This is a genomic window from Kocuria sp. CPCC 205297, from assembly GCF_040981035.1.
Classification (GTDB): Bacteria; Actinomycetota; Actinomycetes; order Actinomycetales; family Micrococcaceae; genus Kocuria; species Kocuria marina.
The window spans coordinates 171,892-192,860 of record NZ_JAVKPY010000001.1 but is presented as its reverse complement, the minus strand read 5'-3'; the positions used below and the strand labels follow the sequence as shown (position 1 = coordinate 192,860).

General features: G+C 70.1%; 15 protein-coding genes and 1 tRNA gene. 10 read left to right on the top strand and 6 right to left on the bottom strand.

Annotated elements, in window-relative coordinates; all coding sequences use genetic code 11:
- Window positions 1-105 precede the first annotated feature (105 nt).
- From RF650_RS00920 to RF650_RS00910, 3 genes are read right to left on the bottom strand one after another with little or no spacing between them, the layout of a single operon-like run.
- A complete protein-coding gene (locus RF650_RS00920) occupies window positions 106-2,610 on the bottom strand; it encodes a transglutaminaseTgpA domain-containing protein (RefSeq protein WP_368813857.1) in 2,505 nt (834 codons plus the stop codon).
- Window positions 2,607-4,193, bottom strand: a complete 1,587-nt coding sequence (locus RF650_RS00915) for a DUF58 domain-containing protein (protein ID WP_368813856.1) — start codon at window positions 4,191-4,193, stop codon at window positions 2,607-2,609. The genes RF650_RS00920 and RF650_RS00915 overlap by 4 nt, the downstream gene beginning before the upstream one ends.
- Entirely contained in the window at window positions 4,190-5,140 is a 951-nt protein-coding gene (locus RF650_RS00910) for a MoxR family ATPase (RefSeq protein ID WP_131333281.1), read from the bottom strand. Before RF650_RS00910 ends, RF650_RS00915 begins: the two co-directional genes overlap by 4 nt.
- 170 nt (window positions 5,141-5,310) lie before the next feature.
- On the opposite strand from RF650_RS00910, the gene RF650_RS00905 reads away from it, so the two are divergent.
- The 5 genes from RF650_RS00905 (at window position 5,311) to RF650_RS00885 (ending at window position 11,736) form a co-directional block, all read left to right on the top strand.
- The gene (locus RF650_RS00905) at window positions 5,311-6,471 is read left to right on the top strand and encodes a TatD family hydrolase (protein ID WP_368813855.1); all 1,161 of its coding nucleotides are present in this window, start codon (window positions 5,311-5,313) and stop codon (window positions 6,469-6,471) included.
- Between the two features lie 1,244 nt (window positions 6,472-7,715).
- On the top strand, window positions 7,716-8,774 hold the full coding sequence (gene rsmA, locus RF650_RS00900; protein ID WP_368813854.1) for a 16S rRNA (adenine(1518)-N(6)/adenine(1519)-N(6))-dimethyltransferase RsmA: 1,059 nt from the start codon (window positions 7,716-7,718) through the stop codon (window positions 8,772-8,774).
- Window positions 8,771-9,793, top strand: coding sequence for a 4-(cytidine 5'-diphospho)-2-C-methyl-D-erythritol kinase (locus RF650_RS00895; protein WP_368813853.1), 1,023 nt, complete (start codon window positions 8,771-8,773; stop codon window positions 9,791-9,793). Before rsmA ends, RF650_RS00895 begins: the two co-directional genes overlap by 4 nt.
- A 119-nt stretch (window positions 9,794-9,912) precedes the next feature.
- On the top strand, window positions 9,913-11,352 hold the full coding sequence (locus RF650_RS00890; protein ID WP_368813852.1) for an RNB domain-containing ribonuclease: 1,440 nt from the start codon (window positions 9,913-9,915) through the stop codon (window positions 11,350-11,352).
- Window positions 11,353-11,442: 90 nt separating this feature from the next.
- The gene (locus RF650_RS00885; protein WP_085106956.1) at window positions 11,443-11,736 is read left to right on the top strand and encodes an antibiotic biosynthesis monooxygenase; all 294 of its coding nucleotides are present in this window, start codon (window positions 11,443-11,445) and stop codon (window positions 11,734-11,736) included.
- Here the strand turns inward: RF650_RS00885 and RF650_RS00880 are convergent.
- Window positions 11,676-12,707: a GlxA family transcriptional regulator gene (locus RF650_RS00880; protein ID WP_064847158.1), complete on the bottom strand. Its 1,032-nt coding sequence runs from the start codon at window positions 12,705-12,707 to the stop codon at window positions 11,676-11,678. The genes RF650_RS00885 and RF650_RS00880 overlap by 61 nt on opposite strands.
- Window positions 12,708-12,864: 157 nt before the next feature.
- Between RF650_RS00880 and RF650_RS00875 the strand changes: the two genes are divergently transcribed.
- Window positions 12,865-13,503: an HD domain-containing protein gene (locus RF650_RS00875; RefSeq protein WP_368813851.1), complete on the top strand. Its 639-nt coding sequence runs from the start codon at window positions 12,865-12,867 to the stop codon at window positions 13,501-13,503.
- Between the two features lie 16 nt (window positions 13,504-13,519).
- Here RF650_RS00875 and RF650_RS00870 read toward each other — a convergent pair whose 3' ends face one another.
- Entirely contained in the window at window positions 13,520-15,472 is a 1,953-nt protein-coding gene (locus tag RF650_RS00870) for an ABC-F family ATP-binding cassette domain-containing protein (protein WP_368813850.1), read from the bottom strand.
- 76 nt (window positions 15,473-15,548) lie between these two features.
- On the opposite strand from RF650_RS00870, the gene RF650_RS00865 reads away from it, so the two are divergent.
- The 4 genes from RF650_RS00865 (at window position 15,549) to RF650_RS00850 (ending at window position 19,004) form a co-directional block, all read left to right on the top strand.
- Window positions 15,549-16,280, top strand: a complete 732-nt coding sequence (locus tag RF650_RS00865) for a hypothetical protein (protein ID WP_131333273.1) — start codon at window positions 15,549-15,551, stop codon at window positions 16,278-16,280.
- Window positions 16,281-16,353: 73 nt separating this feature from the next.
- Window positions 16,354-16,425, top strand: a tRNA-Gln gene (locus RF650_RS00860).
- 22 nt (window positions 16,426-16,447) lie between these two features.
- The gene (gene glmU, locus RF650_RS00855) at window positions 16,448-17,965 is read left to right on the top strand and encodes a bifunctional UDP-N-acetylglucosamine diphosphorylase/glucosamine-1-phosphate N-acetyltransferase GlmU (protein WP_368813849.1); all 1,518 of its coding nucleotides are present in this window, start codon (window positions 16,448-16,450) and stop codon (window positions 17,963-17,965) included.
- A 58-nt stretch (window positions 17,966-18,023) separates the two neighbouring features.
- On the top strand, window positions 18,024-19,004 hold the full coding sequence (locus tag RF650_RS00850; RefSeq protein WP_064847154.1) for a ribose-phosphate diphosphokinase: 981 nt from the start codon (window positions 18,024-18,026) through the stop codon (window positions 19,002-19,004).
- 127 nt (window positions 19,005-19,131) lie between these two features.
- On the opposite strand, the gene RF650_RS00845 is transcribed toward RF650_RS00850, so the two are convergent.
- Window positions 19,132-20,829 (bottom strand): GH25 family lysozyme, encoded by a 1,698-nt coding sequence (locus RF650_RS00845; protein WP_368813848.1) that lies wholly within the window; start codon window positions 20,827-20,829, stop codon window positions 19,132-19,134.
- Window positions 20,830-20,969 lie beyond the last annotated feature (140 nt).

The following is a 20,969-nucleotide window of genomic DNA, read 5'->3' as shown; positions in this document are numbered from 1 at the left end:
CCGACGAGTGCCCCTCGGGTCGGACTTGCCGGTCTCCGTGCAGTGATGACGGCGCGGCCCCGGCCTCCGCGCGGGCGGGATGGACCCGCCCGCGCGGCGTCGTGGTCACCCGCGCGGGCCGTTCCACAGCGACGCCGGCCACCAGTCGGCGCGCAGCCGCCCGCCGCGCGAGGCCCGCTTCCGGAACTCGTCCCGGACCAGCGTGAGGTCCTCCGGCGTGGTCCGCGGGGTCCAGCGGGAGTCCGGGACGCCGTAGCTCGCGGATTCCAGGTCCGCGACGAGGTGATCCACGGCGGTCTGCGCACCCGGTAGCCCCGCCGCGAGCCGGCGTGCCCGCACGCGAGGCGTGTCGGACGCGGGGGAGGTGACGCCGTGGTCCTCGGCGAGCGCGCGGAACTCGTCCCACGCGGCGTTGGCCCGGCGCTGCGGGGTCAGGGACGCGTCCTGCAGTGCCGCGAGTCGCGCCCGACGACGCCGCCCGCGCACCACCCGCGGCGCCGCCGCGAGGGCCAGCAGCGCGAGCAGACCGAGCACCCCGGTCACGAGCCACCACGGCACCGCAGCGGTGGTCGGCGCCGCCTCGTCCTGGGGTGATGGCTCCTGCGAGGGGTCGTCCCCCGGTTGCTCGCTGGGTTGTTCACTCGGCTGATCGGACGGCTGGTCGGAGGGTTCCTCGCTGGGCTGTTGCTCGGGCTCGTCGCTCGGCGCCGCGGTCTCCTCCGGGGTCTGCGAACCCTCCCCACCCTGGTCCTGGGCCGAATCCGGCGCGTAATCGGGGGTGCTGGGCACCCCGGGGGTGGGCTCGAAACGGACCCAGCCCACGCCCTCGAAGTACAGCTCGGGCCACGCGTGGGAATCGCCCGTGCTCACGGGGAAGGAACGGCCGCCGTCCGGGTCCTCGACTGGGGCGGTGGGCAGGTAACCCACAGCGACCCGCGCGGGGATACCCACTTCCCGGGCCATGAGGGCCATGGCCGGGGCGAAATGCCCCGAGTACCCCGTGCGGGTGCGCATGAACTCGTCGAGCGATCCCATCCCGCCGGCGTCGTAGCCCTGGGCGAGCGGCGCGGTCACGTCGTAGCGGAAGTCGTCGCGCAGGTGGTTCTGGATCGCGAGGGCGCGGTCGTAGTCCGTGTCCGCACCCTCGGTCAACGTGCGCGCGGCGTCCGCGACCGATTGCGGGCGGTTCGCGGGCAGCCGCAGGTAGTCGCCGAGCTGCGGGTCCGACGCTGCCGACGGTGCCGTCCGCAGTGCCTCCGGGGTGGCTCGTGACAGCACGGACGTGACCGTGTACTCGGCCCCGGACATTCCCGTGGACTCGCTGAAGATGGACAGGTCGTGGGGATTCCACGCCCACCCCTCGTCACCGAGTCCACTCACGGCCACCGGGGCGTAGGGTGCGGGCAGCCAGTGCTCGGAGAAGTCGTCGAACATGACCTTGGCCGAGACCTCGGTGCCGCGGGGGACCGGGTTGCGCGCGGCGTCGGCCAGACCCGACAGATCGCCGTCCAGGTTCTCGACGTCAGGGAACCACTCGTCCTGGTCGAAATCGGAAAGGGTGAGCAACCGCATGTATTGGGGCTGGTCGTCCGAGGTCGTGTAGGAGAACCGCCGGGTGTGCTCGTCCGAGCGCAGGTCCTGACCCACCGCGCGCAGCGGGCCCACCCCGGAGGCGCGCTCCGCGGTGAACGAGCTGCCCTGTGGGAAGGCCCCGTTGAAGAATCCGGGCATGACCGCGGGGATGAACAGCACCACCGCGAGTACACCGGCGATGACGAGCAGGGCGCGGGGGAGTCCTCCCGGGGTCGGGGCGATGCGCTGGGCGCGCGTGGCACCCCAGAACCGTGAACCGGCCAGCAGCGCCAGGGCGGCGAGCGCGGCCGCGGCCAGACCGAGGGCAGTGACGCTGCCCGGCAGGGTCAGCGCGGGGAGCACGAGCAGTGCCAGGACCCCCAGGCATGCGAGCCCGGCCATGCGTAGGCCCACGAGCACGGTTTCCATGAACACGGTCACCAGCCCCACCAGGGTGCACAGCACGAAGGCCAGCCCGGGGTTCGGGCCGTAGGGGGCGGCGTCGCGGGAGATGAAGTCGCCGGAGGAACGCCACAGCTCACCGGCCGCGGTGAAGGTCTCCCCGGTGGGGATGAAGCCCAGCAGGGCGTGGGAAGGCAGGTGCACCACGGTCAACGCGAGCAACAGGGCGGCCAGGCCCAGGACCGTGACGAGCGGTGAGGGCACGCGCAACCAGCGGGCCGCGCCCGTGACCACGAGCACCGTGAGCACGGTGGCCGCCACGGAGGACAGCCACCACAGGCCATTCAGCGCCCCGGCCATGCCCACGCAGCCCAGGGCGATCGCGGTGAGCAGAAGCAGACTGAGTTCGATCACGCGGGGCCGGGGCGGACGCGCTCCCTGGATGTGCTGATCGTGCGGAGTGCGGGAGTGGCCGGCGGAGCTCCGGCCGTCCGGAGCGGCCCGGAGGCCGGTGGCGGCGGGGGTCACCGAGCGGCCCTGAGCCGTGGGCGCCGCGCTGGCGGTCGCAGCCGCGGCGGGGGTCCCCGCGGAGGTGGCGTCGTGGTCCGCGTGGGGCGTGGGATCGGGGGCGCTCATGCGGTGGCCCTCCCTCGGGCGTGGCCCATCATCTCGTCCATGCGCAGCTGTCGGGTACCGGGGTCGGGCGGCGGCGGAGTCAGCAGGGTGGCCCCGCGGGTGGTCGCGAGCCATGCGGCGTCCACGTCCGTCCAGCGCGTCACCAACACCACGGACCACCCCGCGGACTCGAACACCGCGGCGCTGTCGGGGCGGTGCGCGGGGGCTTCGATCACCATGATGACCGAACACACCGTGCTCGCCGCCGCTGCCGTGACGTAGCGCCGCGCGGCCGCGGGGGAGAGTCGGCCCGTGAGCAGCAACAACGGGTGGGAGAGCCCTTCCCGTTCGAGGCGCTCGGTCAGGGGATCGGTCGACGCCTCGGATTCGGGCCGGCTCACGAGGGCCGCTCGGGAGAGGCCGTGAACGACTTCCGTGGCGGTGTCGTCGGTGACGTCCGTATCCCGCAGGTCGGCCACCGGTGCCTCGCCGCGGGGCATTGCGCGGCCCTGGTCGTCGAGCGCGTGCACCACGGTCTCGCGGCGCGTGAGGTGCTCGATCACGGACGCCGCCGCGCGCACCGCCCACTCGAACTCCTCGGTGGATTCGAGCACACCGGCCCACACACGAGCGCCCGGCCAGTGTTCGGCCGCGGAGTCCAGGACCACGACGGCGCTGCGCGTGCTGCGCGGGTCCTCCTGGCGCACCATGAGCTGGCCGTGCTTGGCGGACGCCGCCCAGTGCACCCGGCGCATGGGGTCACCGTGGCGGTACTCGCGGGTCATCACGTTGTCGGGCCCCGGTTGCGGTTGGGCGCGCCGGGACGGGTCGTTGCCGGATTCACGCGCCATGGTGACCCCGTGCTCGGTGAGGTCCTCGGGTTCCGGGGCCACGTACAGCGACGTCCGCTCGGCCACGTCCAGCAGTTCGGTCACCACGCCGAACAGGTCGCCCACGCGCACCGTGGCCGGACCCAGTTCGTGGATCCCCCGACGCCGCGGGCGCACCGTGTACGTGACCGGCGCCCCGGACACCGGTACCGAGACGTCCTGGTCCCGGCCCAGCAGGGGGTCCACGGTCTCGTGCACGTCCACGGCGGCGACGGTGCTCGTGCGGCCCGAGCGGAGGGTATCCCTGCGGTCCGCGTCGGTGGTGTCCGGGCCTGCCCCGCGGCCGGGGTTCGCGGCATCCGCCGGGCCATCGCCCATGCCACCCGTCAGGCCGCCTCCCGCCGTGCCCATGTCGTGGACCGCGGGGTCCACCGGGTCGTGGGTGGAGCCTGCTCGACCGGCACCCGAGGTACGGTTGCGCGCGGAGAAGGCGGAGCGACGTCGTACGCGCAGGGCCACCTGGGCGGCGTCGCCGAGCGTGACGAGCGGCGGGTCCACCGAACGTTTGAGCAGGACGCGAGGTTTGACGAGCCACATGGCCAGGGAGGACAGCAGCGGCACCATGCCCAGGAACAGGGACAGCGCCAGGACGTCCTTGCGGCCGAGCCACGTGGCGGCGGCCAGGCACAGCACGGCTGCCGCCAGGAAACACCACCCGCGCACCGTGAACTTGGCGCGTGAGTCCACCCGCGCCTCGGGAGCGGCGGCCTTCATCGGGTCTGGGGGGCGTCTTCGGTGGGGACGCGGACGTCGGAGAGGATCGTGCGCACGATGTCCTGGGCGCTGTCCGCGCCCGAGCGACGCTCGAGGAGCAGGCGGTGGGAGAGTACGGCCACCGCGACGTCCTTGACGTCGTCCGGCAGCACGTGGTCGCGTCCGGCCAGGGCGGCCTGCGCGCGGGCGGCCGCCTGCAACTGCAGGGCCGCGCGGGGGCTCGCGCCCAGGCGCAGGTGCGGGTGCGTGCGGGTGGCCTGGCACAGTGCCACCACGTAGCGGCGCACCGGGGTGGACACGTGCAGCGAGGCCACGTGGCGTACGAGGTCGCGGGCCTCCTCGATGTCCACGACCGGCCCGAGACCCGTCAACGGGGAGCCTGCGCCGTGATCGCGCAGCATGGCGACCTCGGCGTCCGCGTCCGGGTAGCCCATGGAGATCCGCGCCATGAACCGGTCCCGCTGGGCCTCCGGGAGGGGGAACGTGCCGTCCATCTCCACCGGGTTCTGGGTGGCCACGACCATGAACGGTTCGGCCAGCCGGTACGTGGTGCCGTCCGCCGTGACCTGGCCCTCCGCCATGGCCTCCAGCAGCGCGGACTGGGTCTTGGCCGAAGCGCGGTTGATCTCGTCCCCGATCACCACGTTCGCGAACACCGGGCCGGGTTTGAACTCGAACTGGTTGCGGGTCTGGTCGTACACCGACACACCCGTGATGTCCGTGGGGAGCAGGTCCGGGGTGAACTGGATCCGGTTGATCGTCCCACCCACCGCGCCGGCCAGGGTACGGGCCAGCATGGTCTTGCCCACGCCCGGGACGTCCTCGACCAACAGGTGGCCGCCGGCCAGCAGGGTCAGCAGGGCCGTGCGGGTCTCGGCGGGTTTGCCGTCGATGACCGAGTTCATGCGGTCAAGGATGGTCTTGGTGCGGGTGGCGAACTGCTCCATTATTTCCTCGTCTCACGGGCAGGGGGATCCGGGGGTTTTTGTCCCCATGTTCGCAGGTATTTGCCAGGTGCGGGTGCATTGCGAAGGGGGTCGGGGCCCCTTCCTCACCGAGCGGCGCACGGATGCGGTTGCCCGGGGCCGGGCGGGAGCGCGTCATCTATCGTGGAGGGGTGATCGAGACACCCGTATCCGAATCCGTGTGGGACCACGCAGCCCGACCCGAGCCCGTGGCGGGACAGACGCCCGAGGCGTACACCGTGGAGCGGTACGCGGTCGCCGATTCCGGTGACGACGTGCCCAACGGTGAGGGCACGGAGCGTCGTGCGCACACGGATGCGCAAGGACGACGTCGCAATCTCACGTTCCCTGCGCTGCCGGAGCCGTTGCCGCACCCCGTGGTGGACAACCACACCCACCTGGACATGCAGGACGGGTTGGTACGGGTGTCCGTGGTGGATGCGATGGCCACGGCCAGGGACGCCTCCGTGTGCGGGGTGGTCCAGGCAGGGTGCGACGTGGAGTCGTCGCGATTCGCGGTGGCAGCGGCGCAGACGGTTCCGAGGGTGCTGGCAGCGGTGGCGCTGCACCCGAACGAGGCCCCCACCTTGGCCGGGTCGGGTGTCACCGGAGACCTGGATGCACCGGCTCCGGCGGGTGACGGCTCGGCGAAGGGGTCCGGAGCGGGGCGCTTCGAGTCCGATGGACCAGGGGAAGTTTCCGCGGCTGGGCGTTTCACGAGGGCACGCGACGCGGGTTCAACGGGCGGGCGCTCGCTGGACGAAGCGCTCGCGGTGATCGATGAATTGGCGGGGCAGCGTAGGGTGCGCTGCGTCGGGGAGACGGGAATGGATCGTGTACACACCCCGGAGTCGGGGTTGGCGGTGCAGGAGGAGTCGTTCCGGGCGCACATCGAGATCGCCAAGCGGCACGGGGTGGCCATGCAGATCCACGACCGTGAGGCCCACGAGGACGTGGTGCGCATCCTCCGTGATGCCGGGGCTCCCGAACGTACGGTGTTCCACTGCTTCTCGGGGGACGCGGAGCTCGCGCGGTTGTGCAACGAGAACGGGTGGTACATGTCGTTCGCGGGAACCGTGACGTTCAAGAACGCGGCACCGCTCAAGGCAGCGCTGCGGGAAGCGGATCCGGGGCTCGTGCTGTGCGAGACGGATGCGCCGTTCCTCACGCCGCACCCGTTCAGGGGCCGGCCCAATGCGCCGTACATGGTCAACTACACGGTGCGGGGGATGGCGGAGATCCTGGACACGGACCTCGAGGAGCTGTGCCGGCGGATCTGGGAGAACTCGGAGCGGGTGTACGGGCAGTTCTGAATTCGGAACGGGTGTGCGGGCAGTTCTGAGGGGCTCCCACCCCGCCCCGCGCCCCATCCACCATGCCCACCCACACCCTGCGCCCACTTGGCTTCTCATGCGTGCTCCCACAACCAGCCCACCCACCTCCCCACCGCGGCAACCGGGCTGCACCACACCTGTGCCCCGAAAAAGCAAGGAGCGAGGCGGATCCAGTGTCGTTTCGGGGCACAGATGTTTGCGAGATCGGGGGCGTGAGGTCATCCGCACTCCCCATCCAGTCCAGGCCCTCCGATTTTTAGGTCGTCCGTTCCTAGATTCCTGGCATGGACTCACGAATCACTGCCACTTACCGAGGCCCACGACCTCTCGTGGCCACTACCGGTGAACTGGGTCGGCGGAAACACCAGCTGACCCGTGATCCTTCGATGCATCAACTGGCCCACGGGCTGTGGTGCCGCGCCGCTTCGCCCCCGGATCACGTGCAACGGGCCATGTTGCTGCAACGTCATCTCAACAGCCCTGGATCGTCCGTCCGCATCACGGGGATCACCGCGCTACAAGTCCTTGGGATTCCGATCGGGTCCCACTATCGATGGGCGGATCGGGCGCTGTGTCATCCCGCGCCGCCGCGGGGTAACGACCTGGACGAACATCTTCACCGCGTTCTCCACCTCTCATGGCATGGTGAGCGGTGTAAAACTCGTGATCCCAGTGTTCTTATGACCAAGTCCTACGGCTTGGGGTCCTATGCCGGACCGTGGGGATCCACGCTGGTTCATCCGGTGGAGGCACTCGTCGTGGCCGCGCCCATGATCTCCCGCTGGGCACTCACCGCCGCACTGGATGCGTTGCTGGTGCATCGTGATCTGAGGCCGGTGGACTCGACACCCGCGTGGACGTCTCAATCCTGTGGGGAGCCGCTCTCGCTGGCGGACATCTACTCGGCATTGGAGACGCTGCCTCCCACATCCCGTGCGGTCATGGCGGTGCGCACGGCATTGAAGAGCACGCAATTTCCCACGCTTTCTCCCATGGAGACCTTGACGCGGTTGATGCTGTTGGCGTGTGGCCTGCCGTGTCCCGAAGAGGCATCCATATCCCGTGATCGGTGTCGTTCTGGGGCACACGTGTTGTGCAGTGGGATTGCCGCGGGTCCCAATGAGGGTGGGAGGGAAGGTTCGGGTATGGGGGAGTGAGCGGGGCGGGGGCGCGGGCACAGGTGCGGGTGCGGATCGCGCAGGCACGCCACGTAGGATTGACCGGTGACCGAGCCCAGTACCGACGGCCCTCTCCTAGGCCCCGCCGAGATTCGAGAACTCGCCGAGCAAGCGGGGATCCGCCCCACCAAGACGCTCGGTCAGAACTTCGTGATCGATCCCAACACCATCCGCCGGATCGTGGCCGCCGCCCACCTGGGGCAGGACGAACACGTCCTGGAGGTGGGGCCCGGCCTGGGGTCGTTGACGCTGGGGCTGTTGGCGGCGTCGTCGTCGGTCACGGCCGTGGAGATCGACCCGCCCCTCGCGCGGCAGCTGCCCCAGACCGTGGAACGGTTCTTCCCGAGCGCTGCGGACCGGTTGTCCGTGGTGGAGGCCGACGCCGCCCGCGTGCGTGAGCTGCCCGGCGAGCCGACCGCGCTCGTCGCGAACCTGCCCTACAACGTGGCCGTGCCGGTGCTGCTGCGCATCCTGGAGACCTTCCCGACCGTGCGCCACGGGCTCGTGATGGTCCAGGACGAGGTCGCTGACCGATTGGCGGCCGGGCCCGGGTCGCGCGTGTACGGCGTGCCGTCCGTGAAGGCCAACTGGCACGCGCACGTGAGCAAGGCCGGGGTGATCGGCAAGAACGTGTTCTGGCCCGCCCCGAAGATCGCGTCCGGGCTCGTGCGCTTCGAGCGCCGCGAGCCCCCGGTCGCCGAGTCGCTGCGCCGGGACACGTTCGCGGTGGTAGACGCCGCATTCGCCCAGCGTCGTAAGACCTTACGGGCGGCGCTGAGCGGCTGGGCGGGGTCCGGTGCCCGCGCCGAGGAGATCCTGCGCGCCGCCGGTGTGGACCCCGCCGCGCGCGGTGAGCGGCTCGACGTCGCCGACTTCGCCCGGATCGCGGCAGCCGCCGGGACCGTAAGTTCAGAGGGGACGGAGGAAGTGGCCGGAGCCGATAGCCGACCCGGAGAAGTTCCGGGGAACCTCACGACTACACGAACCGCGTCTGCCACTGGGACGGCGCCGGACGAGCACCCCGCGGAAGCCGTTGGGACCGCACCCCGAGACGGGTCCGGAGTGAACGACGTACCTGCCACCGACCCGGGGGATCACCCATGAGCCCCACACCGACCCGGGTCAGCGCGAGCGCCCCGGCCAAGACGAACCTCGTGCTGCACGTGGGCAGCCCCACCCCGGACGGTTACCACCCCCTGGAGACCCTCTTCGTGGCCGTGGACCTGCGGGAAACCGTGACGGCCTCCGTGAATCCCGCGATCGCCCGTCGTGGGGTGGGGATCCGCATCACCGTGGAGGCCGAGCGCGGTAGCGAGTACGCCCGCATGGTGAGCGAGGGAACCGCCCGCCTCTCCGATGTCCCCCTGGACGGGACGAACCTGGCCGTGAAGGCCGCGCTCGCGGTGTGTGAGGCGCTGGACGTCCCCGTGCCCGGACTCGAGCTGCATGTCCGCAAGGCCGTGCCGGTCGCCGGCGGCATGGGCGGGGGATCCGCGGACGCCGCCGCCGCGCTCGTGGCGGTCAACGACCTTGTGGCCCGCCACGCGGGCGTCGCCCCAATGGATACGGACGAACTCCTCCGACTGGGCGCCGGCCTGGGCGCCGACGTGCCGTTCATGCTCCTGGGAGGCGCCGCGATCGGCCGCGGCACGGGAACCGAGGTGGAGTCGGTGGCCGCGGAGGAGCAATTGCATTTCGTGTTCGTCCCCCAGGACCAGGGCCTGTCCACACCGGCCGTGTACCGCCAGTGGGATGCCAATCACACGGTGACGAACGCGTCGACGAGGAGTGCCCCGCGCACCGGCATCGCCCCCGACCCCGTCCCCACCGCGGTGCTCACGGCCTTGGCCGACGCGGACCCCGATGCCCTCGCCGCCCGGATCCGCAACGACCTCCAGGGCCCCGCGATCCAGTTGCTACCCGAACTCGAGGGGCTGCTCAACCACGGCGTGGAACTGGGTGCGCTCGCCGGATGGGTCTCCGGGTCGGGCCCCACGGTGTGTTTCCTGGTGCGCTCGCGGGATGCCGCGCGCCGCCTCGTGCTCGACTTCGTGCGGGAACACCGCCACGCCCTCGCCGTGGCCGGCCCCGTGCCCGGCGCTCGGGTCGAATCGCGCGAATGAACCCGCCCGCCGGGGTGTCCCGGGGCAGAATTGGGTCAAGGTAGGCGCGTCACCACGGTTTCGAGGTCTGGGCCGGCCCGGGCGGTGCACTCCCCGAGCCCCCGGGTGAGGAGTCAGTCTTGGCCATCCGTCCGCAGCAGGTCCATCCCGTTCCCGAGCCACTCGTGCGCGCACTCGAGGCCCTGCGTCACGAGCTCAACATCCCCGACGACTTCCCACCGGCCGTGCACGACGCCGCCGTGGCCGCTGCCGCCGCACCGCGCCTACCGTCTCTGGACCGCACGGACCTCGAGCTCGTCACGATCGACCCGGAGGGCTCCCGGGACCTGGACCAAGCGGTGCTCATCGACACCGCGGATACGGGTTTCACCGTGTGGTACGCGATCGCCGACGTCGCCGCGTTCGTGCACCCGGGCGATCCGATCGATGTCGAGGCCCACCGCCGCGGCCAGACCCTCTACGCCCCGCACCAGCGCACGCCGTTGCACCCTCCCGAACTGTCGGAGGACGCCGCGAGTCTGCTGCCGCACACCGTGCGCCCCGCCGTGCTGTGGGAACTGGGGCTGGACGAACAGGGCGCACTCCGCAGCACATCGGTGCGGCGGGCCCTCGTGCGTAGCCGCGCCCAGCTGACCTATCGAGAAGTACAGGATCGGCTGGACGCGGGGACCGCGGGCCCGTCCCTCACACTGTTGCGCACCGTGGGGCAATTACGGGAACGGATCGAACGGGAACGCGGCGGGGTGAGCCTGCGCATCCCCGAGCAGGAAGTGGTGATCGATCACGAGCAGTGGCGCGTGGTCCACCGCAGTGCGCTGCCCGTGGAGGGGTGGAACGCCCAGATCTCGCTGCTCACGGGCATCGCCGCCGCGCAGTTGATGCTCGACGCCGGCACGGGCCTGTTGCGCATCTTGCCCTGCGCGGCCGACTCCGCGATCCGCAAACTGCGGGCCACGGCGGCTGCCCTGCGCATCCCGTGGCCCGAGGACGTCAGCTACCCGGAATTCGTGCGCGCACTCGATCCGCAGCTCGGGACCCACGCGGCCATGCTGCACGCGTGCACCCTGTTGTTTCGGGGGGCCGGTTACGAGGCGTTCCACGGCGCGGCCCCGGAGCATCGCGAACACTCGGCCCTCGCGACGTCGTACGCGCACGTGACCGCGCCGCTGCGCCGACTCGTGGACCGCTACGGGAGCGAGGTGTGCCTCGCGATCAGCGCCGGGAACCCCGTTCCCGACTGGGTGCTCGAGGCGCTGCCGCAGCTGCCGGCCGAGATGGAGGCGTCCGCGCGCAAGGCCTCGGCGTACGAGCGCGGGATCGTGAACATGGTCGAGACGCTGGCGCTGTCCGCGCACGTGGGCGAGGAATTCACGGCCACCGTGGTGGAGGTCAAGGACGACGGCGCTCGCGGCACCATCGTCATCCGCGAACCTGCCGTTGAGGTCATCCTCAAGGCCCCCGATTTGCCGCTCGGCCAGGAGGTCCGGGTGCGTCTCGTGCGGGCCGACGTCGCGGAGGGCCGCGCCGAGTTCGAACTCGTGTCCGACGTCGCCGGGTGACGCCGCCTGGTCCGGTACCTCGTCGCAGTGACCGGTCAGGCGGTGTCGTTAGCCTGGGAGAGAAGTGATGACGAACGACAGGAGGCAGTCATGTCCGTGGTGAAGATCAATGCCATCGAGGTCCCCGAGGGTGCCGGCGCCGAGCTCGAGGCCCGGTTCGCGGCGCGCAAGCACGCGGTGGACGGTGAGCCCGGTTTCGAAGGGTTCCAGCTGTTGCGCCCGGTCGCGGGGGAGAATCGCTACTTCGTGGTGACCACGTGGGCCACCCAGGAGGACTTCGAGGCGTGGCGGGACGGTAATGCCAAGGCCGCCCACGCCGGGGGTCAGCGCAAACCGGTGGCCACGGGTGCGTCGCTGCTCGAGTTCGAGGTCGTGGACCTGTAAGGCTCCCGGACTGGATCGGTCGGGAAGCGGCCGCGGTAGTAGCTGGGCGTGACGCCGAAGTGCCGCACGAACGCGCGGCGCAGGGTTTCGTCCGTGCCGAAGCCGGACAGTCGCGCGGTGTCCATGACGCCGTGCCCGCGGTCCAGCAGAGACTTGGCGGTTTCGACCCTGACCTGTTCCACGAATTTCCCCGGCGATACGCCCAGCTCCGCGGTGAACAGCCGGCTCAGATGGCGCACGCTCATGTGCGCGCGCCGGGCCAGCTCCGCCACCGGGGGTGCGGCCGCGGGGTCGCTCACGATATCGGCGCACAGCTCGCGCAGGGGAGCGGACGACGGCGCGGGCCAGTCCAGCGCAGCCGAGAACTGGGACTGCCCTCCCGCGCGCTGCATGTAGACCACGAGTTCCCGGGCCACGCCGTGGGCCAAGTTCCGCCCGTGGTCCACGGCCACGAGTGACAGGGCGAGGTCGATCCCGGACGAGATGCCCGCGCTCGTGAACACGGCTCCGTCCCGCACGTACAGCTCGTCGGGGTGTACGGTCACTACCGGGTAGCGGCGGGCCAGCTCGGCGGCGTGACGCCAGTGGGTCGTGGCCCGGCGTCCGTCGAGCAGGCCCGCCTCGGCCAGCGCGAACGCCCCGGTGCACACGCTCGCCACGCGGTCGCTATGGTCGGCGACGGCGCGCACTGCCGTGACGACGCCGTCCGGCACCGGGCGCGTGGCGAGGGATTCTCCACCGGCCACCAGCAGCGTGCCGATCCGGGGTGCGCCCTCCAGATCCGCGAGTGATTCGGTCGCGATCCGCGCGCCCACCGACGTCTCGACGTCTCCGCCGGACGGCGAGACGAAGCGCACCGCGTAGTCGGCACCCGCGGAGTTGGCCGCGGCGAAAACCTCAGCGGGTCCGGAGACGTCCAGCAGGGTGACCCCGGGGAACAGCAGAACGACGACGTGATGGCGGGCTGTCATGTGTTCAGTATGTCCGAATCCGAGGGGTTCCTGTCACTGTGGACCTGGCGGACGGGTGTGCAGCGAGCCCACAATGGAGAGGTGGGCCAGCGCGGCTCCTCAGCTGCAGCGGCCCCTGCCCGCCCATGCACGGCCCGCCCATAACAGGACTCAGCTCATGACCGACACCATTTCCGGCATCTCCGTCCCTGACAGCAAACTCGCCCGGGAGATCACCGAGTACATCCGGGACAACGAGGACGACCTGCTCTACCACCACTCCCGCCGCGTGTTCTTCTTCGGTGCGCTCGTGGGGCAGGCCCACGACCTGAGCGTGGACCACGAGCTGCTGTATGCGGCGGCCATGTTCCACGATCGCGGCCTCACGGATACTTACTCCGACTCCATGCTGCGTTTCGAGGTGGACGGCGCGAACGAGGTCCGCGAGTTCCTCCTGGAACGCGGTGCGTCGCAGGAGCGGGCGCACAACGCGTGGCTCGGAATCGCGCTGCACACGACCCCCGGGGTGCCCGAGTTCATGGCCCCGGAGATCGCGCTCGTGAGTGCGGGTGTGGAGACGGACGTGCTGGGCATGCACTTCAACGAGCTCACGGACGCCCAACGGCAGGCCGTGGTAGAGGTCCATCCCCGCCCGGACTTCAAGAACCAGATCCTCAAGGCGTTCAACGACGCCAACGTGCACCGCCCGCACTCCACGTTCGGGAACATGAACGCGGACGTGCTGGAGCACTTCGACCCGGAATTCAAGCGCGACAACTTCGTGGAGATCATCAAGGCGAATCCCTGGAGCGAGTGAGCTCCGGCCCGCTCGTCTACTCCAGCGCCTCGCCCAGCTCGAGCCATCGCAGCTCGAGTTCGTCCAGCTGCTCCTGCAGTTCGGACTTCTGCGCCGCCAACTTGCCGAGCCCTTCGAAGTCCGAGGGGTCCGCGGCGGCCATGGTCCTGTCCAATGCCTCGATCTGATCGCCGAGTTTCTGCATCTTGCGTTCGACGGCGCCCAGTTCCTTCTGCGCGGCCCGCGCCTGCGCGCCGGACAGCCGCTGCTCGGAGGGGGCGGCGCCGTCGGAGGCAGGGGCAGTGCCAGAGGAGGAAGAGGACGCCGCAAGCGGGTTGGACGCCCCGGAGGAACCGGCTGCGGTGCCGGACGCCGCGGTCGCCGAGAGGTTGAGGTACTCCTCGACCCCGCCGGGCAGGTGCCGGAACCGGCCGTTGATTACCGCGTACTGCTGATCGGTCACCCGCTCCAGGAGATAGCGGTCGTGGGAGACCACCAGCAGGGTCCCGGGCCACGTGTCCAGGAGATCCTCCATGGCGGCGAGCATGTCCGTGTCCAGGTCGTTGGAGGGCTCGTCCAGGATCAACACGTTGGGCTCGTCCAGCAGGATGAGCAGCAACTGCAGGCGCCGCTTCTGTCCACCCGAGAGGTCCTTGACCGGGGTCTTCAGCTGCGCGGAGGAGAACCCCAGCCGCTCCAGGAGCTGGGTGGGGGTCATCTCCTTGCCCTCGGTCACGTAGGAGGTCTTCTTCCGGGCGACGACGTCCGAGACCCGGTCGTTCGCGACGTCCTCGAGCTCGGCGAGCTGCTGGGTCAAGGTCGCGATCTTGACGGTCTTCCCGCGCTTGACCCGCCCCGTGGTGGGCTCCACGGCACCCGTGACGAGCCCCAGGAGCGTGGACTTGCCCGCGCCGTTGACGCCCAGGATGCCCGTGCGCTCCCCGGGGGCGATCAACCACGTGACGTCCTGCAGCACGCGTGTCCGCCCGGAGGCGCCAGGCGAAGAGGCGCCTGACGAAGCGGCAGTCGCGGCGCCGTCGTCGTCCGCGGAAGGACCGGACGGGCCGGACGAACCCGCGGAACCGGAAACGGCGGGGGAGGGGAACTCCACCGACACGTCCTCGATGTCCACCACGTCCTTGCCCAACCGGGACACCGCCATGCGGGACAGCGACACGGAATCGCGCGGCGGCGGGACGTCGGAGATCAACTGGTTGGCGGCGTCGATGCGGAACTTGGGTTTGGACGTGCGCGCGGGTGCCCCGCGGCGCAGCCATGCGAGCTCCTTGCGCATGAGGTTCTGCCGCTTCTGCTCCACCACGGCGGCCTGTCGGTCGCGCTCCACGCGCTGCAGCACGTACGCCGCGTACCCGCCCTCGAAGGGTTCCACGATCCGGTCGTGGACCTCCCACGTGTCGGTGCACACGGCGTCCAGGAACCAGCGGTCGTGGGTCACGACCACGAGCGCGCCGGCGTTCCTGGACCAGCGGTTGTTGAGGTGTTTCGCGAGCCACGTGATGCCGTCCACGTCCAGGTGGTTGGTGGGCTCGTCCAGGAAGATCACGTCCCAGTCGCCGGTCAGCAGGCTCGCGAGCGCGACCCGGCGGCGCTGCCCGCCCGAGAGCTGCCCCACGGGGGTGTCCCAGTCCACGTCCGAGACGAGCCCGGAGATCACGTCCCGCACTTTGGGATCCGCGGCCCACACGTAGTCGGGCACGTCCCCCACCACGGCGTGGCCCACGGTCTGGTCCGGGTCCAGCGTGTCGGCCTGGTCGAGCATGCCCACGGTCGTCCCGCTGCGCACGGTCACCCGCCCGGAGTCCGGTGCGATGCGCCCCGCGAGCAGTCGCATGAGAGTGGACTTGCCGTCCCCGTTGCGACCCACGATCCCGATCCGGTCGCCCTCGTCGATCCCCACGGTGACCGAGTCGAACACGGTCTTGGTGGGGTACTCGAGATGTAAGTTTTCTCCGCCGATCAGATGAGCCACCCGGCAAGGATACAAGCGCGCACCGACGGGCCGCGGCGTCGTCCCCCCGTCCCACGGGCGTGCGAGACTGTGTGCCATGCACGACGCAACAGGACGCGGGGAGACGCCCGCGGGAACTGTCCTGGACGATCCCCAGGGCCTCGCCGCGGCGGTGGCCCGAATCCGTGAGTTCCCGGGGCCGGTGGAGATCACGATCGGCGGGGGCCACCCCGTGGGGCCGCACATGGGTTCGCTCGTACGCCGCCAGACCGCTCTACGCCTGCGCGAGGCCGGCGCGGAACCCCTGTTGTTGCGCGCGCCCGTGGCCGTGGACGACGACATCCCCGACGAGGGCGTGCTCGCGGCCGTGGACGACGCCCTGGAGCTGTGCCGCGGTGTGGGCGCCGGGTGGCTCGTGCTCGCCCTGGGCGGGGTGGCGCACCGGGGGCGGCAACGGCGGCGGCTGTACTCGATGCTCGCCGCGCTCGCGGAAGCAGCGTCCCACCGCCAGGTCAAGCTCATGGTGCAGAACAGCACGGTCGTGGAGGAAGTGGGCATGCTCATGGCCCTGCTGGACCGCGAGTACGACAACGGCACGCTGGACGTCACCGCCCCGGACGTCACCTCCATGGCGTGGGACGTCTCGCGTTCCCGGGCCGCCGGACAGGCCGACAACGCCGCGTGGGAGTACGTGCGCCGCGCCGCCGCACGCGCCCCCGTGCTCGTGCGCGGGATCACCGTGGAGGATGCCGAGACCCTGTCCCGGGGGCTCCCCGGATTCGAGGAGAACCGTGCAGCGGGGCGGGTTCTGCTCGTGCTGACGCGATGAACGCAGATGATAAAGTGACGTCTCGTGCGTCCTCCGGGCGCACGCACATGTTGGCGCCCGCGGGTGACAACGCTCCGCCATGGTGTAATTGGCAGCACACCGGCCTTTGGAGCCGTGAGTCTAGGTTCGAGTCCTAGTGGCGGAACGCACGACACATCGAGGCGTAGATGGCCCCCACCGCCTCACGAGCAACCAGAGGAGTCTGCTCCGTGAGCACCATTGACACCGCGAGCACCGGGCAGAACCCCGCCGCCGTCATCGTCCTGGCCGCGGGTAAGGGCACCCGCATGAAGTCCAAGACCCCCAAGATCCTGCATGAGATCGGGGGTCGTTCCATGCTCGGCCACGCCTTGAAGGTGGCCCGCGAGCTCGCGCCGCAGCGCATCGTGGCCGTGATCCGTCACCAGCGCGATCTCGTGGCCGAGCACATCGCGGCCGTGGATCCCGAGGTCCTGACCGCGGACCAGTCGGACGTCCCCGGTACCGGTTCCGCCGTGGACGCGGGCCTCGAGGTCCTCGACGCCGAGACTCCCGTGAGTGGCACTGTGCTGGTGACCTACGGGGACGTCCCCCTGCTCATGGTGGACACGCTGCGCGAGTTCGTGGCGCACCACGACTCCCACGGCAACGCCGTGACGGTGCTGACCGCCGATCACCCCGAGCCCGACAAGTACGGCCGGATCCTGCGGGACGAGCGCGGCGAGTTCGCCGAGATCAAGGAGTTCAAGGACGCCACGGACGCCGAGCGTGCCGTGAGCGAGGTCAACTCCGGGATTTTTGCGTTCGACGCCGCGGTGCTGCGGGATGCGCTCTCCCGCGTGGACACCGACAACGCCCAGGCGGAGAAGTACCTCACGGACGTCCCGCGTCTCGCGCGCGAGGCCGGCCACCGCGTGGACGCACTCAAGATGACGGATTACATGGAGCTCGAGGGCGCCAACGACCGCGTCCAGCTCGCGGCACTGGGGCGCTACCTCAACCAGCGCACCCTGGAAATGCACATGCGCAACGGGGTGTCCATCGTGGACCCCGCGACCACGTGGATCGACGACACCGTGGAGCTCGAGGCGGACAGCACCGTGCTACCCGGGACCCAACTGCACGGGCGTACGCGGGTCGCGGAGGACGCCGTCGTGGGCCCCGACACCACCCTGACCAACGTGATCGTGGGCCGCGGAGCGCACGTCACGCGCACCCACGGCAGCGATTCCGAGCTGCGCGCGGGCGCCACGGTGGGCCCCTTCGCGTACCTGCGCCCCGGCACGGTCCTGGGCGAGGACGGCAAGATCGGCACGTTCGTGGAGACCAAGAAGGCCACGATCGGACGCGGCTCCAAGGTCCCGCACCTGTCCTACGTGGGGGACGCCACGATCGGGGAGAACTCCAACATCGGCGCGGCGTCGGTCTTCGTGAACTACGACGGCGTGGCCAAGCACCACACCACGATCGGCAACGACGTCCGCATGGGTTCGGACAACATGTACGTGGCCCCCGTGACCGTGGGCGACGGCGCCTACTCGGGTGCCGGGACCACCGTGCGCAAGGACGTCCCCGCCGGGGCCCTGGTACTCACGGAGGGCAAGCAGGTCATCGTGGAAGGATGGGTGCAGGAGCACCGTCCCGGAACCGCGGCGGCACGCGCGGCCCAGGCCGCTCAAGACTCTGACCGCGACGACCACGCCTGAGTCCGGGCGCACGGCACGCGAGCAGTGATCCACAGGAATTCAAGGAAAGCGAGTTCACATGACCGGCATCACCAACACGGGTTCGAACCGCATGGTTCTGCTCTCGGGTCGGGCCCATCCCGAGCTCGCCAACAACATCGCCCGTGAGCTGGGCACCGAACTGGTCCCCACGGACGCGTACGACTTCGCGAACGGTGAGACCTACGTGCGCTTCGGTGAGTCTGTGCGCGGCGCGGACGCGTTCCTGATTCAGTCCCACCCCGCTCCCATCAACCAGTGGTTGATGGAGCAGCTCATCATGCTGGACTCCCTCAAACGGGCGTCCGCCAAGTCCATCACCGTGGTCAGCCCGTTCTACCCGTACGCGCGCCAGGACAAGAAGCACCGCGGCCGCGAGCCCATCTCCGCTCGCTTGATCGCGGACCTCTACAAGACCGCGGGTGCGGACCGGCTGATGTCCGTGGACCTGCACACCGCGCAGATCCAGGGTTTCTTCGACGGACCCGTGGACCACCTCATGGCCATCCCGTTGCTGAGCGACTACGTGCGCTCCGTGGTGGATGTGGACAACGTGACCGTGGTGTCCCCGGACACCGGCCGTGTGCGCGTGGCCGAGCAGTGGGCCGAGCGCCTGGGCGGTGCCCCGCTCGCGTTCGTGCACAAGACCCGGGACATCACCGTGCCCAACCAGGCGGTGTCCAAGGAGGTCGTGGGCAACATCAAGGGCCGCACGTGCGTGCTGATCGATGACATGATCGACACCGGCGGAACGATCACCGGCGCCGTGAAGGTGCTCAAGGACCAGGGCGCGAAGAACGTGATCATCGCGGCCACGCACGCCGTGTTCTCCGGTCCCGCCGTGGAGCGGTTGTCCTCGTGCGGCGCGGACAAGGTGGCCGTGACCGACACCCTGCCTGTGCCCCCGGAGCACCAGTTCGAGAACCTCGAGGTGCTCTCGATCGCCCCGCTGATCGCCCGTGCCATCCAGGAGGTCTTCGAGGACGGATCGGTCACCAGCCTGTTCAACGGCCGCTCCTGAAAACCGCCGGTGACCGCTACGACGCGGTTTCCGGTACGACGAAGGCCGGGGCGGCACACGCCACCCCGGCCTTCGTCGTACTCGGGAGTCGTGGTGTCCGGGGCGCATCACCCCGGACACCACGGCATCACAACCGGCTGATCCGGGTCCCGCCGTAGACGGTGTTGTACCCGATCACGTATCCGTTGGAGAACTGCTGACGGATCTCGTAGCCCGCGCGGTACTCGTCGGTCGTGGGATAGCCCAGGCCGCGCTCCATACCGGACTTCGCCCAGCGCTGACCGATCGCGCCGTACTCCTTGATCGCGCGCGAACCCGTGCGCGGGGACCACATGAGCTTGGTGGACTTACCGGACGGGGTACGGAAGACCTGGTAGGCCCCGCCCGCCAGCGAGCGCTCCTCGGTGATCGGGAAGCCGTAACCGCGTTCCCGTCCGGCGCCGATGAACTTCCCGCCGATGCTGCTCGTGTTGCGCACCATGTGCCCGCCCGTGGTGCGGTGCCAGTACGCGGTGGACTTCACGCCGTTGCGCACGAACTCTTGGTACCGGCCGCCGTTCGCGGCGTTGGCCTCAGGGCCCACCGGGGTGCCCCACTTCGCGGCGCCGCCCGTGGCGCGGTAGATCGCGCCGATGCCGCCGGCCACGGAGTAGCCGGTCGCGCGCCCGCCCAGCGGCTTGTAGTTCGACGACGACGCCAGGGCCTGCAGCTGCGCCCACGAACCGCCGTACACGTTCGAGTCACCCGAGAAGGGCCCGCTGTCCGTGTACTGCCAGATGTCGTAGCGCGACCAGCCGTTGGGATACCACTGGGGTGTCATGACGCCGTAGGACGCGAGGTGCAGGGGGTGGTTGTTGAACTGCGCCGTGTTGCCCGTGCAGGTCTGCCACCAGTCCGCGGTCGTGTAGATCGCGGGCAGTCGACCAGTGCGCTGCTTGTAGCGGTCCGAGAAGGACTTGATCCATGCGGTCATCTGCGGCTGGGACATGTTGTAGCACGTGCCACCCAGGGAGGCGTACGGGTTGTACTCGATGTCCAGCAGGCCGGGCAGGGTCTTGCCGTCCGAGGACCAGCCGCCGCCGTTGTTGATGAAGAAGTCCGCCTGGGCGGCACCCGAGGACTGTGAGGGCAGCGCGAAGTGGTACGCGCCGCGGAACATGCCCACCTCGTACGAGCCCGTGTACTGGTCGTCGAAGGCCTCGGAGTGATAACCGGTCCCCTCGGTGGCCTTGACGTAGGCGAAGCGTGCGCCAGCGGCGTATTCCGCGCTCCAGTTCACGGCAGGCTGCCACCCGGAGACGTCCATGCCCTGGATCCCGGCCGGGATCCAGTTGTTCTCCCGGATCACGAGGGACATGGAACCGGCCGGTCCGATGCCCGTGGTGCCCGCGGCCTGCGCGGCGGCACTCGCGGTGGCCTTCGGGTTCGCGCTCGCGGACGGCGTGGCGGGGGTCTTGGGCGACGGCGCCGCGGTCGACGGCGCGGCGGAGGGTTTCGCCGCCTCGGGGCCCAGGACGTTCTCGGCCACCTTGTCGAGTTCCTTCTCGGACGCCTCCGAGAGGTTGGTCGTGGTCGCCATGGACTTCATCTTCTGGCCCATGGTCGCGCCGGGATTCTTGTCACCGGTCTTGGGCGGGGCCGTGGGCAGCTGGGGGTCCTTGACAACCGTCTCGAGTTCGTGGGTTTCCACGGAGACCACTTTCCCCTTCTCGGGATTGAGGTTCTCCGCGGGATCGTTGGCCGCCGTGGCGGGGACGAAGGTGGTCAGTGCCAGGACCGCGGCGGTCACGGCAGCGGGCAGCACCGATTTTCGGGGGGAGATCATACGCGTAGCCTTTACTGCGTGTGGGGGGGGGGGAGCCACTCGTTGGGGGGGGGGGGGGAAGGCGAGCGGCCCGGGGGGACGCACTAGAAAGGGTAAGTGGTCACCCAGGAATTTGATGTATCTCACACGCAACGGACATC

Excerpts from the sequence above, each read along its gene's own strand:
- RF650_RS00920 (WP_368813857.1), bottom strand. The coding sequence starts at position 2,610 with ATGAGCGCCCCCGATCCCACGCCCCACGCGGACCACGACGCCACCTCC.
- RF650_RS00915 (WP_368813856.1), bottom strand. The coding sequence starts at position 4,193 with ATGAAGGCCGCCGCTCCCGAGGCGCGGGTGGACTCACGCGCCAAGTTC.
- RF650_RS00910 (WP_131333281.1), bottom strand. The coding sequence starts at position 5,140 with ATGGAGCAGTTCGCCACCCGCACCAAGACCATCCTTGACCGCATGAAC.
- RF650_RS00895 (WP_368813853.1), top strand. The coding sequence starts at position 8,771 with ATGAGCCCCACACCGACCCGGGTCAGCGCGAGCGCCCCGGCCAAGACG.
- RF650_RS00885 (WP_085106956.1), top strand. The coding sequence starts at position 11,443 with ATGTCCGTGGTGAAGATCAATGCCATCGAGGTCCCCGAGGGTGCCGGC.
- RF650_RS00880 (WP_064847158.1), bottom strand. The coding sequence starts at position 12,707 with ATGACAGCCCGCCATCACGTCGTCGTTCTGCTGTTCCCCGGGGTCACC.
- RF650_RS00875 (WP_368813851.1), top strand. The coding sequence starts at position 12,865 with ATGACCGACACCATTTCCGGCATCTCCGTCCCTGACAGCAAACTCGCC.
- RF650_RS00865 (WP_131333273.1), top strand. The coding sequence starts at position 15,549 with ATGCACGACGCAACAGGACGCGGGGAGACGCCCGCGGGAACTGTCCTG.
- glmU (WP_368813849.1), top strand. The coding sequence starts at position 16,448 with ATGGCCCCCACCGCCTCACGAGCAACCAGAGGAGTCTGCTCCGTGAGC.
- RF650_RS00850 (WP_064847154.1), top strand. The coding sequence starts at position 18,024 with ATGACCGGCATCACCAACACGGGTTCGAACCGCATGGTTCTGCTCTCG.
- RF650_RS00845 (WP_368813848.1), bottom strand. The coding sequence starts at position 20,829 with ATGATCTCCCCCCGAAAATCGGTGCTGCCCGCTGCCGTGACCGCCGCG.